General features: G+C 69.8%; 13 protein-coding genes. 8 read left to right on the top strand and 5 right to left on the bottom strand.

Annotated features, from left to right (window positions below; genetic code table 11):
• Both ACFXMV_RS15090 and ACFXMV_RS15085 read left to right on the top strand, forming a co-directional pair.
• On the top strand, positions 1–1,041 hold the full coding sequence (locus tag ACFXMV_RS15090; protein WP_378503619.1) for a DUF3089 domain-containing protein: 1,041 nt from the start codon (positions 1–3) through the stop codon (positions 1,039–1,041).
• A 71-nt stretch (positions 1,042–1,112) separates the two neighbouring features.
• Positions 1,113–1,496 (top strand): DUF1801 domain-containing protein, encoded by a 384-nt coding sequence (locus ACFXMV_RS15085; RefSeq protein WP_378502408.1) that lies wholly within the window; start codon positions 1,113–1,115, stop codon positions 1,494–1,496.
• A gap of 121 nt (positions 1,497–1,617) precedes the next feature.
• Here the strand turns inward: ACFXMV_RS15085 and ACFXMV_RS15080 are convergent, their stop codons facing one another.
• The gene (locus ACFXMV_RS15080; RefSeq protein ID WP_378501557.1) at positions 1,618–2,370 is read right to left on the bottom strand and encodes an isocitrate lyase/phosphoenolpyruvate mutase family protein; all 753 of its coding nucleotides are present in this window, start codon (positions 2,368–2,370) and stop codon (positions 1,618–1,620) included.
• A gap of 103 nt (positions 2,371–2,473) precedes the next feature.
• On the opposite strand from ACFXMV_RS15080, the gene ACFXMV_RS15075 reads away from it, so the two are divergent.
• The 3 genes from ACFXMV_RS15075 (at position 2,474) to ACFXMV_RS15065 (ending at position 6,178) form a co-directional block, all read left to right on the top strand.
• Positions 2,474–3,844, top strand: a complete 1,371-nt coding sequence (locus ACFXMV_RS15075) for a hypothetical protein (protein WP_378501556.1) — start codon at positions 2,474–2,476, stop codon at positions 3,842–3,844.
• Between the two features lie 264 nt (positions 3,845–4,108).
• The gene (locus ACFXMV_RS15070) at positions 4,109–5,407 is read left to right on the top strand and encodes a lipase family protein (RefSeq protein ID WP_378501555.1); all 1,299 of its coding nucleotides are present in this window, start codon (positions 4,109–4,111) and stop codon (positions 5,405–5,407) included.
• 438 nt (positions 5,408–5,845) lie between these two features.
• Positions 5,846–6,178 carry an SDR family NAD(P)-dependent oxidoreductase gene (locus ACFXMV_RS15065; protein ID WP_378502224.1) on the top strand — a complete coding sequence of 111 codons (333 nt, stop codon included), beginning with the start codon at positions 5,846–5,848 and terminating at the stop codon, positions 6,176–6,178.
• Between the two features lie 55 nt (positions 6,179–6,233).
• On the opposite strand, the gene ACFXMV_RS15060 is transcribed toward ACFXMV_RS15065, so the two are convergent.
• Positions 6,234–6,932, bottom strand: a complete 699-nt coding sequence (locus ACFXMV_RS15060) for a TetR/AcrR family transcriptional regulator (RefSeq protein ID WP_378503618.1) — start codon at positions 6,930–6,932, stop codon at positions 6,234–6,236.
• Positions 6,933–7,042: 110 nt separating this feature from the next.
• On the opposite strand from ACFXMV_RS15060, the gene ACFXMV_RS15055 reads away from it, so the two are divergent.
• Positions 7,043–7,855, top strand: a complete 813-nt coding sequence (locus ACFXMV_RS15055) for a mycofactocin-coupled SDR family oxidoreductase (protein WP_378502222.1) — start codon at positions 7,043–7,045, stop codon at positions 7,853–7,855.
• 71 nt (positions 7,856–7,926) lie between these two features.
• Here the strand turns inward: ACFXMV_RS15055 and ACFXMV_RS15050 are convergent, their stop codons facing one another.
• The 3 genes from ACFXMV_RS15050 to ACFXMV_RS15040 are packed head-to-tail and all read right to left on the bottom strand — an operon-like array spanning position 7,927 to position 10,588.
• The gene (locus ACFXMV_RS15050) at positions 7,927–9,546 is read right to left on the bottom strand and encodes a GMC oxidoreductase (protein ID WP_378503617.1); all 1,620 of its coding nucleotides are present in this window, start codon (positions 9,544–9,546) and stop codon (positions 7,927–7,929) included.
• Between the two features lie 46 nt (positions 9,547–9,592).
• Positions 9,593–10,177, bottom strand: a complete 585-nt coding sequence (locus tag ACFXMV_RS15045; protein WP_378501527.1) for a hypothetical protein — start codon at positions 10,175–10,177, stop codon at positions 9,593–9,595.
• A 3-nt stretch (positions 10,178–10,180) separates the two neighbouring features.
• Positions 10,181–10,588: an NUDIX domain-containing protein gene (locus ACFXMV_RS15040; protein WP_378501526.1), complete on the bottom strand. Its 408-nt coding sequence runs from the start codon at positions 10,586–10,588 to the stop codon at positions 10,181–10,183.
• Positions 10,589–10,776: 188 nt separating this feature from the next.
• Here ACFXMV_RS15040 and ACFXMV_RS15035 point away from each other — a divergent pair, with 188 nt between their 5' ends.
• Together ACFXMV_RS15035 and ACFXMV_RS15030 are read left to right on the top strand one after the other, a co-directional pair.
• The gene (locus ACFXMV_RS15035; protein ID WP_378503616.1) at positions 10,777–13,620 is read left to right on the top strand and encodes a Na+/H+ antiporter subunit A; all 2,844 of its coding nucleotides are present in this window, start codon (positions 10,777–10,779) and stop codon (positions 13,618–13,620) included.
• On the top strand, positions 13,617–14,201 hold the full coding sequence (locus ACFXMV_RS15030; protein WP_378499609.1) for a Na(+)/H(+) antiporter subunit C: 585 nt from the start codon (positions 13,617–13,619) through the stop codon (positions 14,199–14,201). The genes ACFXMV_RS15035 and ACFXMV_RS15030 overlap by 4 nt, the downstream gene beginning before the upstream one ends.
• Positions 14,202–14,212 lie beyond the last annotated feature (11 nt).

The following is a 14,212-nucleotide window of genomic DNA, read 5'->3' as shown; positions in this document are numbered from 1 at the left end:
ATGTCGAGCCACCGCCCGCGCCGCCCACTCACCCGTGCGGCCCGCGCGTGCACTGCCCTGCTCGCCGTCGTCGGCGCCGTCGTGCTCGCGGCTCCGGCCGTGTCGGCCGCCCCGCCGTCGGCGACCACCTGGCTGTGCAGGCCGGATCAGGCCGACGACCCGTGCGGCGGCCGAGCCGGCGCGCCGATCGACTGCTTCTATGTCTATCCCACCGCGTCGCTGCATCAGGCCACGAACGCGAACCTCGACGCCTCGCCCGAGCTGCGCGAGGTCGCCCGGGCGCAGGCCGAACCGTTCGGCGCGAACTGCAACGTGTGGGCTCCGGTGTACCGGCAGAGCACCCTGCGCGGACTGTTCACCGTGACGGGGCCGGAACGCAGCGCCGCCCTCGACCTCGCCTACGACGACGTGGAACGCGCCTGGGATGACTACCTCGCGAACCACAACGACGGCCGCGGGGTGGTGCTCATCGGGCACTCGCAGGGCACCCGGATGCTGCGGATGCTGATCCACAATCGCATCGACGGGAAACAGGCACAGTCGCAACTGGTCTCGGCGCTGCTGATCGGCGGTGACGTGCTCGTCCGCAAGGGCTCGACCGTCGGCGGCGACTTCGACTCGGTGCCCGCCTGCACCGGCCCCGCTCAGACGGGATGCGTCGTCGCCTATTCGGCCTTCTCCCGGACGCCCCCACCCGACACCCGGTACGGGCTGCCGCCCACGAGCGCCGGGACGTCGGGCACCCGTGCGGATCTCCCGTTCGGCCCCGAGTACGAGGTGCTGTGCACCAACCCGGCGTCGCTGCGCGCGAACGCGGACGCCCCGATCCGCGGCATCATCGCGGGCCGCGAGGTCGACCGGTTCCGCGCCAGGTGCACCGGCGGGGACGGTCCGCGCGTGCTCATGGTCGACGGCCCGGGTGCGGCGCTGCTGCCCGCACTTCCGACAGCGAACTGGGGCCTGCACATGCTCGACGTGAACCTCACGCAGCGGGACCTGGTCGACCTCGTCGCCGCCCAGAGTGCGGCCCACACGCGCTGACGCGGCGCGCGTCGCGATGCACTCGAGGTGGCCGGCGTGGATACTCGAGTGACCGGCGAGCGACACCAACCATGCAGAGAGCGACTGACAACATGGAGAATCCGTCTCAGCTGATAGATGCGAGGATCGAGGAGCTCGGTGATTGGCGGGGCGAGATGCTCGCGCAGATCCGAACTCTCATCAAGAAGGCCGACCCCGACGTGGTCGAGGAATGGAAATGGCGAGGGGTTCCGGTGTGGTACCACGCCGGAATGATCTGCACCGGTGAGACATACAAGAAGATCGTCAAGGTGACCTTCGCCAAGGGAGCCTCGTTGGACGACCCGTCGGGCCTCTTCAACACCGGCCTCGACGGCAACACCAGGCGCGGCATCGATCTCCACCAGGGCGACGAGATCGATGAAAAGGCGTTCACGGCGCTCATTCACGCCGCCGTGGCATTGAACTCGGCGTAGCCCGCGCAGTGGGACCTGATCGACCTCGTCGCCGCCCGGAGCGCGGCCTACACCACTGACGCACTGTGCGCGTGTCTTACCCCAGTGGGGGTGAGACACGCGCACCGGCGCCGGAGGCGCGTTACACCCAGCGTGCGAGGAGTTCGTTGGCGCGCACCGCGAGTGCGCCCTGCAGCAGCGGGCCGAAGCTGACCCGGCCGACGCCGAGGGATGCGTAGCTGACCTTCTCACCGCGCACCGGATCGGCGATCGCGTTGACGGGCAACGGCAACTCCGACGTGAGTCGCTGGTGCACCTCGTCGCTGTGGAAGCCGACCGGGTACAGCGAGTCCGCGCCCGCCTCCGCGGCCAGCTTCAGCCGGGCGATCGCCCGCTCGACGCGATCGGACTCGTCGCCGACCTTCTTGATGAACAGGTCGGTGCGCGCGTTGATGACGAGGTGCACCCCGGCGGCGTCCGCGGCCCGGCGCAACCCGCCGACGAAATCGGCGTGCTCCTGCGCCTCGCGCAGCCTGCCGCCCTCGCCGTGCACGGTGTCCTCGATGTTCAGGCCGACGGCTCCCACCTCGATCAGGCCCTGGATCAGCCGTTCGGGGGTCTGCCCGTAGCCGGACTCGATGTCGACCGAGACCGGCAGGTCGACGGCGGCGGTGATCTGCGCGACGCGGGTGAGCAGTTCCTCGAAGCTCATGCCCTCGTTGTCGGCCTTGCCGACCGAGTCGGCCACCGGGTGACTGCCCACGGTCAGCGCCGCAAATCCGGCCCCCGCGGCCAGATTCGCCGACCAGGCGTCCCACACCGTCGGCAGGATCACCGGGTTGCCGGGCTGATGCAGCCCCAGCAGGGTGGTGGCCTTGTCGTTGATCGAAGTCATGCGCGCTCCTCGCGTCGTTGGCGGTCGTCACGAATCCTGGCACGCGGGCGCCCCGTCCGCCCGGTTGGCGCCTCGGCGGGCCGCAGTCGGTTAGCGTCGGCAAATGCCCGTCGATGCCCGCGAAATCCTCCCGGCGCTGACCGCCCTGTTCGGCGGGGCGCTCGCCGCGTTCGTGTTGACCAATCCGCCGGGCGGCGGTTGGGCGATCTACACCTCCGATCGCGAGATGTCGCGCTGGTTGTCCAGCCAGCCGACCGGCGTCGCGGTGGGCGTCGTCGCCGCGGTGCTCGCCTACGCCCTGCTGCAGCGCAAGGGATCCCGTCGGATCGCCTGGATCGCGTTGGCCGCCGCGACGCTCGCCCTGATCGGCGCGCGGCTCGCGGCTCCCGGGATCGGCGGCATCGACGGGCTCATCGCGCTGCACTACCTGAAGACCGTTGCCGCGGGGGTGATCCTGGGCGCGGCGGTCGCCACGGCGTGGGGACGACGCGGAGGGCAGCTCGCGCTCGCCCTCGGCGTGCTCGCCACCTTCCTCACCGCGCGCGCGTTCGAGCTGGTGTTCCCCGCACAGACGACGTCCGCGATCGGCGAACCGTCCTGGTGGCTGCTCGGCCCGACGCTGGTGCTGGCCGGCGCGGCCGCGGCACTCGCCGAGGGCTCCACCCGGATTCAGCAGGCCACCGGACGGGAGCTCCGCCTGGCGGTCGCGTCCGCGGCGTCGATCGCACTGGCCAACCGGGTGCTGCAGTTCTGGATCGATCGGCAGGACTACACCTCGCGGGTGGCCACCTGGATCGTGATCGGGATCGCCATCGCGGCGGTGTTGGCGCTGACCTGGTTCGCCGCGCGGGCGATGGAGCCCGCCGCCGGACGCTTCGTGCTGGCCGCGACGGGTGTCGCGGCGGCGGCGATGCCGGTGCTGGTGGACCTCGGCGCCCCGTTCCCCGACGTCGAGCACTGGCAGGCGGTGCTCGTCGGCGCGGTCGCGGTCGCGGCAGGCCTGCGCGTGTCGATGACGTGGCGGTCGACGATCACCGGGCTGTGCGTGGTCGCGCTGATCCCGCTGGTCGGCGCGATCTGGCCGACCTTCGGCGGGGACGGGCCGTTGCTGCTGGTGCGGCTGGCCGTGCTCGGTGTCGGCGCCGGGTTGGCGTTCGGGTCGTCGCTGCCAGGTACCGCGGCCATCGCCGCGGTGGGGCTGGGGATCCCGTTCGTGTCCATGGTCTTTCACTCGGCCGCGACGGTTCGCGCCGACGGTGGGTTCGAAGCCGTTGTCGCTCGTCATCGCGAGCTCGTGGGTGAACACATCCCGGAGCAGATGGCCGGCGGGCTCTACGGTTCCGGGGTCATGGACATCCCGGCCTACGACGACCGGATCGCGGGCATCGCCCTGCTGATCGCGGTGCTGGTCTGCGCGGTCGGCGCCCGAGGCCTGGCCCGCCCGGTCGTCACCCCCGAGCGGTCGGCGGAGTGATCGCAGACCGGCGGATGGCACCGCCGTGATTCCGGGGAAGCGAGGTCGGGACCGAGTCCGTCGAATCCCCGAGTTCGCCTCGGCGGCATAGGCTTTCACAGGGACCGGAGCTCGACGAAATGGAAATCTGACACTACGGCAGGTTTCTGTCAAGTTCGCTCTTGCCAAGCCGGTTACCGATCGGTAATCTTCCGGCTCGGCGTGACGCCTGTCACGTCCACATCAGGGGAGGTCGTACAGGTGCAGGCGAACAGGACACGGTCGGTGGGTCGCACGGGGCGCGCGGTGGCTGCGCTGTCGATCGCGGTGGCCGTGTCGGCAGGATTCGCTCCGTCCGCGCAGGCGGACACCGATCCCTTCTACACCTACAGCGGTGGCGCTCCGCTCGCATCGGTCGAGCCGGGCACCATCCTCAAGACCCGGACCATGCCGTATCACGTTGCCGGCCTGCCCACTCCCGTCACCGCGGTGCAGCTGGTGTACCGCACCACCGATGCCCAAGGGCGGCCGACCACCAACGTCACGTCGGTACTCAAACCGCCCACCGGGGTCGATCCGGGCAAGGCCGTTGCCTACCAGTCGTTCTACGACTCGATGAACCCGGCGGACAGTCCGTCGCGCGCGATCGCGGGCGACGTCACCTTCGGCGGCGCGGTCAACGCCTCGGAGGCCCAGTTCCTCGCCGTGTCTCTGGCCCAGGGCTATTCGGTCATCGTCGCCGACACCGAAGGCCAGAACGCCAACTTCGCCGCCGGACCCGAGTACGGCATGAACACCCTGGACTCCATTCGGGCGGCCACCCGCTCCGACCAGACGGGCCTGAACAGCGGCACCCGCGTCGGACTGTTCGGGTATTCCGGAGGCGCCATCGCCACGAACTGGGCGGCCGCGCTCGCACCCGACTACGCCCCCGACGTGAACCGGAACCTCGTCGGCGCCGCCGAAGCAGGCGTCCTGGTCAACCCTGCACGCAACCTGACCTACATCAGCGGCAGCACCACGTGGTCCGGGGTGGCGGTGATGGCGATCGCCGGCGTCGCACGCGCCTACGACATCGATTTCACCGAATACCTCAACGACTACGGCCAACAACTCTTCGACGGGATTCAGGACGACGGTATCGCCAGCGTGCTGGGCGAGTACCCCGGGCTGACGTGGCAGCAGATGGTCAAGCCCGAGTACGCCGATCCCGCCAGCGTCGCCCCGTTCATGGCCGCCGCGGCCAAGGTCAACCTCGGCGAGGCGCCCACCCCGACGATCCCGATGTTCATCGGGCAGGGCGCCAACGGCGTGGTGGAGGGCACCCCGGGTGACAAGCCGAATGTCGGTCCGGGTGACGGCGTCATGATCGCAGGCGATGTTCGCGAACTCGCCCGCCAGTACTGCGCCACCGGCAACTCCCAGATCCAGTACACGCAGTACGACGGGCTCAGCCATGTGGGCGCGATGGCCCCGTGGGCGCCCGAGGCGTTCGGGTGGCTGAACGACCGCTTCGCGAACAAGCCCGCACCCACCAACTGCGGCTCGATCCCGCAGGGGAACAGCCTCGCCACGCAGCCCTGACCTGGCCTGGCCGAAGCCGTTTGTCGGCGTCGGCGAACTCCTTGAACCACCGATGTCGGGAGTTGAGGGCATGGTGGTCTCCGCGACCACCTCCACCGCGGTGCTGCTGCCGCGGGTCGGCCCGCGACCGCTGATGACGGTCGGGCTGCTCGTCGCGTCTCTGGGCATGGCGTCACCACGACCTTCTGTTGGGCCGCAGCGATTTTCGCGGTCGGCGCGGTGATCTCGGCATTCCTGCTCCCCCGCGTACTGCTACCGGCCCCCTCCGAGGACCGGCTCGTCGCGGCGCACTGACCGGCGGCGCGGCGACCACGCCACGTGGTCGCCGCGCTGCGGTTCGGGGCCCCAGCCCACTCCACATCCGCCGGCCACTGGCGAAGAATGCCCTTTGTCGGCCGGAGTGACGCCTCCCCCGGACGAGAGAACCCAGGAGGCTTCATGTCTAAGACAGTGGTGATCACCGGAGCCAACGGCGGGATCGGCCTGGCCATGGCCCACGCGGTCGCGGCCAGCGGCGCGCGAGTCGTACTGGCCTGCCGCAACACCGACCGAGCCGAGTCCGCGCGGACGCAGATCCTGCGTCGCCGCCCCGCCGCCGACGTCGAGATCGTCCCCCTCGACCTGGCCTCCTTCGAACACATCCACCGGTTCGCGACCAAGCTTGGCGAGCGGCCGGTGGACGCGCTGATCAACAACGCGGGCGCCGCCCCGAGCCGGCAGCAGTACACCGCCCGGAGGGAAACCCGGCCGCCGCGGCGTCCGCATCGGTGACGTTCCCCGCCGCAATCCCGTGTCAGCGGCGCGCACCCGGCTTGGAGTGTCCCGCTTACGGATTCAGGGTCGTTTCGATGCCGGACAGGATCGCGTCGAGTCCGACATCGAAACCCCGCCCGCCCGTCATGTCCAGGTGCACCGACTCGGTTCTCACCAGTTCGGTCAGATTCGGCAGGTCGACGTCGGTGAACTCACGGATGTGTTCATGTCCGGGCGGAGGCATGCCGTATCGGGTCCGCGTGCGTTCAGCGATGACGGTTCCCTGGGTGAACAGTTCCGCTGCAGCGTGGGCGTACCACGCGTCCGCCACGGTGAATCCAGCCGAGACCAGATAAGCGATCAGGCGATCGACGGATGCGAACGCTGTCGCCATGGCCTCGTGACTCTGCGGCGCCAGACGGGTCAGCGTGATGTCGGTGAGCAGCGGCTGATCCGTGTACACGTCCCGGAGCCGTCGGAAGTACCGACCCATGAAGTCGCGCCACTGCGCCGGATCCTCGCCCTCGACCGACAACATCAGCGCGTCGAGTCGCTGCAGCGCCGGGCCGCTCATGGCGCGCAACAGGTCGTCCTTCGTCTTGAAATGCCAGTAGAGCCCCGTTACTCCGACGCCCATCCGGCCCGCCAACTCGGGCATCGTGAACGCGTCGAGACCGCTCTCCTCGGCGAGGCCGAAGGCCGCGGCGAGAATGCGTTCCTGGTCCAGCGAACCGCGTCGACGGCGCCGGTTCGCGGTAGAGGGTGAGTCCACCGAGACATGATACGAAGACTTCCCGATTTCCATACTGAAACACTTCAGTATGGGAAAGCTTCTCCTTTATCAGAGGTGGCCGGCAATCGAAAGACGGAGGCAGATCAGTCATGACGGGTCGTGTGGAAGGCAAGGTCGCGTTCATCACCGGGGCGGCGCGCGGACAGGGGCGTAGTCACGCCGTGCGGTTGGCGGAGGAGGGCGCGGACATCATCGCGATGGATCTCCTCGAACCGATTCCGTTCGTGCCCTACCCCGGCGCGACACAGGAAGACCTCGACGAGACCGTCCGCCTCGTCGAGAAGCACGGGCGACGGATCATCGCCAGCAAGGGCGACGTCCGCGACCTGGCGAGCATGAAGCGGATCGTGAACGAAGGCGTCGCCGAACTCGGCCGCCTCGACATCGTCTGCGCCAACGCAGGAATCATGATCACGCACGAGTGGCAGGACGGGACGTCCGAGATCTGGGACGCAACCATCGCGACGAATCTGACCGGCGTGTGGAACACGGTGATGGCGACCGCACAGCACCTCGTCGACAACGGCGGCGGATCGATGATCCTCACCAGTTCGGCTGCGGGACTGAAGGGGCAGCCCTTCCTCAACCCCTACGTGGCGGCAAAGCACGGCGTCGTCGGGGTCATGCGCGCCTTCGCCACCGAACTCGCCGAGCACAACATCCGCGTGAATTCCCTGCACCCGACCGGGGTGGCCACACCAATGGTGATGGGACTGGAGGAGATTCATCCGGCCCTCATCGCGAAGCACCCGCAGCTGGGCCCGATGGTGATGAATCTGCTGCCCGTCCAGATCAGCGAACCGATCGACCAGTCGAACGCGGTTCTCTACCTCGCCAGTGACGAGTCGCGTTACGTGACCTCGACGACCTTCGCCGTCGATGCGGGAACCACACAGTTCTGAACCAGTGGCGATGAACCGTCAGTGGACGGGCGACGCCCCGGTGCCGGCCGACCGCTCTCGGCGCCGGGGCGTCACCCGTTGGCGGCCAGGAAGTGGTCCATGCACCGCTCCGCGACCGCGGTGATCGTCAGCGACGGGTTCACCAGCCCCACCGAACCGGGGATCAGCGAGCCGTCGACGACGTACATGTCGTCGTAGCCGGCGACCCTCCCCTCGTAGCTGCACGCCTTACCCATCACCATGCCGCCCAGGCCGTGGAAGGTGGCCGCGCTGCCGAAGCCCGCCAGCCGCGGGTAGATCGGAATCCCGTTGGCGGGGAAGCCGTGTGCGGCGTCGGCACGCTCGTGGAAGCGGCCGGCGAAGCGCCGCGCGCGTGCGTCGACATCGCTGTTCGCCTCCCCCCACGGGTAGTTCAGTTCGGCCCGCCCGGACGCGGGGTTGTAGTCGATCGACCCGCGTTCGGCGGTGATCAGCTGGATCAGGTTGGTGCTGGTGTTGCCGCCCGCCAGTTCCGGGAACGGCGCCGCCTGCCAGGACATCGCGACGGTGCCGTCCGGGGTGCCGTCGTCGTAGAGGGCCGCGACACCCGGCCCCGCCTGCTTGGCGCCGTACTCGCGGCGGGTCAGGGTGCGCGAGATGAGGAAATCGCCGTTGTTGCCGAAACCCTTGCCCACGTGCTCATTCAGCCTCGGCAGCGCGCCCCTCGCCTTGGCCGTCACCAGCAACGCGCTGGTATAGAACGAGCCGGCCGCCATGAACAGGTAGTCCGCCACCAGACGCTTGCGCTCGAGAACGCTCCCGTACTCGTCGATGCGCTTGACGGTGACCTCGAACCCGCTGCGCCCCTGCGTTTCCCGGATCTCGACGACCTCGTGCAGCGGCAGCACCGTGACGTTCCCGGTCGCCTCCGCCCTCGGCAGGTAGTTGTGGTCGACGCTGTTCTTCGCCCCGGAGTTGATGCCGTACGGGCCCTCCCCGACCGTGACCGACGGGCGGCGTGTCCCGGCCAGCTCGGCGCGCACCAGGTCCCAGTCGACACAGAAATCGTGGAACGACGGCTCGCCCCCGTAGTCCGCGACATCGGCGAGCCACGCCCGTGCGCCCTTGTAGGCGGGGTGCGCGAGCAGGTCGGCGGGCAGCGGCGAGGTCCCCAGCCCCGCCCGCGCCCTCGGGTAGTACACCCGGTCCAACTCGCCGTAGTCGATCTGCCGCGGGAACACCTGCTCGAAATCGCGTCGCCGCGGCTGCGGCGTGTAGGCGCCGAACACCAGCGACCCGCCGCCGACGCCCGCGCCGTAGACCGAGTTGATGCCGTTGCCCCGGACCTCGTCGACGACCCCGACGTAACGCTGAATCGGCTGCAGCTGGGTCAGCGGGTTGATGTACGGCCGGTCGTGCAGCCACGCCGAGCGGCCGTCCGGCGCATCGAGGGTGGCGAAGGTGTTGCCCGCCGGGTCGATCGGCCAGCGCCTGCCTCGTTCGAGGACCGTGGTCTCGATGCCGGCCATGCCCAGCCGCAACGCGGCAACCGCGCCGCCGAAGCCGCTCCCGACGACGATCGCGGACTTCCCTCCCGGCGGGGCGGCGGAGGCCGCTGCGGTGTGGGTGGCGAGCGGGCCGAACGCCGCGGCGCCCAGGCCGAGCGCGGCACCGCGCAGGACGGTACGGCGGGACAAGCGAGGCGAGTCCATCTTCGGAATCTAGTCCGCGCAGGAACGGGCTAGGGGCGAATCGTCATCAGGCGCCATCGACAAAGACGGTGTCGAGCACCCGCCGACCCCTCGGGCTCAGCCGGTACCCCACCTCCAGGCTCTCGGTCAGCCCGAGTTCCTTGAGCCGGCGCACCCGGATCTTGAACGGCTGCCGCTCCATCGACAGCTCCCGCGCCAGCTCCGTCGAGACCACCGCGGGCCGCGCGGCGATCAGGCGCAGTGTGGCCTCGGTCCACGGCCCGTTCGCGTCCATCCTGGCCAACCGCCGTCGCAGTTTCTCGAGTTCCGCCTCGGACAGCTCCGCGCTCTCCCGCAGCGCGACCCGCGGATCGGCGCCGTCGTGGTGCAGCGCGATCCGGTACAGGATCGGCCCGTGCGCCTTCTTGTCGACGAAGGCGAGCAGCTTCTCGGCCGATGGGAAGCCGGCCGCCTCGGCGTCCGCGTCGGTGACCTCCGACGCCGCGATCTCCTCGACCGTGTCGAAGGCGATCACCCCCGCCGCGGTGACCTGGGCCCCGCCCGCGCGCACCCGGGGCCGGTCCCATCGCCGGAACGCGAGCGTCACCGCGCCCGACCTGATGCCCTCGAGGTTCGCCGCGGTGAAGATCACCGGTCAGTCCACCAGGCCGAGCGCCCGCAGCCGCTCGAACACCAGCCGCGAGCCGGGCGCGCTCTCCGGCATCGCCGCGTACTCGTCGACGGTGAAGTAGCGGAGTTCGGCGATCTCGCTCGTCGCGGTCGGCTCGTCGGTGAGGTCCGCGAGGAAGCAGGTCATGTGCAGCCGTGTCCCCGCCGGGTGACCGAACGCCTCCGCCTCGAACACGCCCAACCGATCGAGGGTCCCGTCGACGATGCCCGCGTCGAGTTCCTCGCGAATCTCCCTGTGCAGGGCCTGTTCCGGTGTCTCGCCCGGGTCGATCTTGCCGCCCGCCATGTAGAACGCGGACTTTCCCGTCGAGCGCGCCTGCAGCATGCGGCGGTCCCGGATGTGGGCGAGGGCGACGGTCCTGATCTCGGCCATCTTGACACCATAGGCGCTGCCGCGCCCGTGCGCGTTTTGCGCGTCCAGGGACCCGCAAAACGCGCACGGGTGGCGCAGCCGCCTGTGGTCGGACCGTGGGCATCCACTAAACTCGGACACAGACCCCCGGATACCTCCGGGGCGTATCGACACCCCGCCGCCGCCCACCACAAACGACGGAGTGCCAGTTGCTCGCTGTTCTGCTCGCCCACGCGATCGCCGCCGTCCTGGCGCCGCTTGTCGTGCGAGCAATGGGCCGCAATGCGTTTCTCCCGTTGTCGCTGGTGCCGTTGGCGAGCCTCGGCTGGGTGGTCAAGAACTGGGGCACCGAGCAGAGCCTGCACATCCAGTGGGCGCCCGGACTGTCGATGGACATCGACATGCGCTTCGATGCCCTCGCCGCGATCATGTCGGCGCTGGTCCTCGGGATCGGCAGCCTCGTGCTGGTCTACTGCTCGCGGTACTTCACCGACGACGAGCCCCGCCTCGGCATCTTCGCCGCCGAGATGGTCGCCTTCGCGGGCGCCATGTTCGGCCTGGTCACCAGCGACAACATGCTCATCCTCTACACCTTCTGGGAACTGACGACGGTGCTGTCGTTCCTGCTGGTCGGGCACTACGCCGAGCGGGCATCGAGCCGCCGCGCCGCAACCCAGGCGCTGCTGGTGACCACCGCGGGCGGCCTCGCGATGCTGGTCGGCTTCATCATCCTCGGCCAGGTCGGCGGCAGCTACCTGATCTCCGACCTGCTGGCCGACCCGCCCGGCGGCTGGCTTGCCGGGGTCGCTGTGGTGCTGATTCTCGTCGGCGCGCTGTCCAAGTCCGCGATCGTCCCGATGCACTTCTGGCTGCCGGGCGCGATGGCCGCGCCCACCCCGGTCAGCGCGTACCTGCACGCCGCGGCCATGGTGAAGGCAGGCATCTACCTCGTCGCCCGGCTCGCCCCCGGGTTCGCCGACTCCGGTCCGTGGCGGGCCACCGTGATCACGCTCGGGCTGGCCTCGATGGTCCTCGCCGGCTGGCGGTCGCTGCGCGCGTTCGACCTGAAGCTAGTCCTCGCGTTCGGCACCGTCAGCCAGCTCGGCTTCCTGATCACACTGGTCGGCATCGGCGACCGCAATGCCGCGCTGGCAGGCATCACCATGGTGGTCGCGCACGCGATGTTCAAGGCGGCGCTGTTCATGGTGGTCGGCATCATCGACCACACCACCGGCACCCGCGACATCCGCAAGCTGGCCCACCTCGGCAAGAGCGCACCGGTGCTGTGCGCGGTCGCGGTCCTCGCCGCGGCGAGCATGGCCGGGCTGCCGCCGTTCCTCGGGTTCGTCGGCAAGGAAGGCGCGCTCGAGGCGATCGCCACCACGGACACGCTGAGCCCGCCGGTCCGGACCCTGGTGCTCGCGACGGTGGTCGCCGGCTCGATCCTGACCGTGACGTACAGCATCAGGTTCATCTGGGGTGCCTTCGGCCGCAAGCAGCTGAAGGCGCCGAGCCCGGCGGTGCGGGGCATGCACGCGGCGGGCCCGCTGTTCCTGTTCGTGCCGGCCCTCCTCGCGGTCGGCGGACTCGCCGCCGGACTGGCCGCCCCGGTGATGGACCGTCTGCTCAGCCCCTACGCACGGACGCTGCCCGCGGGCGAGCACGCCGACTACCACCTGGCGCTGTGGCACGGGTTCGGCCTGCCGCTGTGGCTGACCGTGCTGGTGATCACCTGCGGTGGCGCGCTGTTCGTCACCCATCGCTGGGTCAGCCGGCTGCGCTTCGAGCATCCCCCGCTCGGCAACGCCGACCGCGTGTACGACGCCACGCTGCGCGCCATGGACACCATCTCGATCAAGCTCACCGGCACCACCCAGCGCGGTTCGCTGCCGCTGACGCAGGCGTCCATCCTCGCCACCCTGGTGCTGCTGCCGACGATCCTGCTCGCGTGGAAGACCGACACCGGGGTCCACCTGCGGCTGTGGGAATCGCCGATCCAGTTCGCGGTCGGGCTGATCATGATCGCCGCCGCGCTCGCCGCGACGGTGATGCGCAACCGCCTGGCCAGCGTGATCCTGGTCGGCGTCGGAGGCTACGGCTGCGGCGTCATCTTCGCCCTGGACGGCGCGCCGGACCTGGCCCTGACCCAGTTCCTCGTGGAGACCCTGACCCTGGTGATCTTCGTGCTCGTGCTGCGCAAGCTGCCCGCCGAGACCGACGAGCGGCAGTCCGTCGGATTCAAGGCGCCGCGCGCCCTGCTCGGCGCCGCGGTCGGCGCCACCGTCACGGTGCTCGGCGCGTACGCGATGAACGCCAGGAACACCGCACCGATCTCACTACAGCTCCCCGAGGCCGCCTACACCATCGGCAACGGCAAGAACGTGGTGAACGTGCTGCTGGTCGACATCCGTGCCTGGGACACCCTCGGCGAGATCTCGGTGCTGCTCGTCGCGGCGACGGGCGTCGCGTCGCTGGTGTTCCGCAACCGCCGGTTCGGCATCGCGCCCCGCGTCGCCGACGCGCCCGTCGCGGGGTCCGCCTCCGGCAGCGAGACCACCTGGCTGCGCGGCGGCGACCTGATCGACCCGCGGCACCGGTCGCTGGTCCTGGAGATCACCACCCGGATGATCTTCCCGACCATGATGGTGCTGTCGGTCTACTTCTTCTTCTCCGGCCACAACGCACCCGGCGGCGGCTTCGCGGGCGGGCTCACCGCGGGACTGGCGCTGGTGCTGCGCTACCTGGCCGGCGGCCGCTACGAGCTCGGCGAGGCGGTCCCCATCGACGCCGGCAAGATCCTCGGGCTCGGGCTGATCTTCTCCGCGGGCACCGCGCTGGCCTCGCTGTTCCTCGGCGCGCCCGCGCTCTCGTCCGCGACGCTGGAGCTCACCCTGCCGCTGCTGGGCCACATCAAGATGGTGACCGCGATCTTCTTCGACCTCGGCGTGTACCTGATCGTCGTCGGCCTGGTCCTCGACGTGCTGCGCAGCCTCGGCGCGCGTCTGGACTCCGAGGTGGAGACCGGGCCCCGGACGGGGGTGACCGTCCGATGAGCGCGAACTTCGGGATCCTGATCGTCGTCGGCGTGCTCATCGCCTGCGGGGTCTACCTGCTGCTCGAGCGGAGCATCACCAAGATGCTGCTGGGCCTGCTGCTGTTCGGCAACGGCGTCAACCTGCTGATCCTCACCGTCGGCGGTCCGCCCGGCAGCGCGCCCATCGTGGGTCGCACCAACGCGGTCTACGACACCATGGCCGACCCACTGGCGCAGGCGATGATCCTGACCGCGATCGTCATCACGATGGGCATCGCCGCGTTCGTGATGGCCTTGGCCTACCGGTCGTACAAGATCAACACCAAGGACGCCGTCGAGAACGACCCCGAGGACACCAAGGTGATCCGGCGCCGCGGCCCCGCCGAGGCACCCGACCACGACCGCTCCGACGACCCGGTCACCGGCGACTCCACCTTCGGCGGCGACGCCTTCGACGACAAGGGCAATCCGATCCCGCTCGAACAGCTCAAGAACCTCGAGGATCTCGAGTGCTACGAGGACCTGCGCGAGGGCGACTTCGACGAGTTCGATCCCGAGGGCGACGGGCCGGTCCGCGTTCCGGGCGGTGATCGCACGTGACCCTGCCCCCC

Origin of the sequence: Rhodococcus sp. NPDC059179, from assembly GCF_042754885.1 — a bacterium.
Lineage (GTDB): Bacteria > Actinomycetota > Actinomycetes > Mycobacteriales > Mycobacteriaceae > Rhodococcus_G.
Note: the sequence above shows the minus strand (reverse complement) of the source record. Positions and strands in the feature narration are given on the sequence as shown.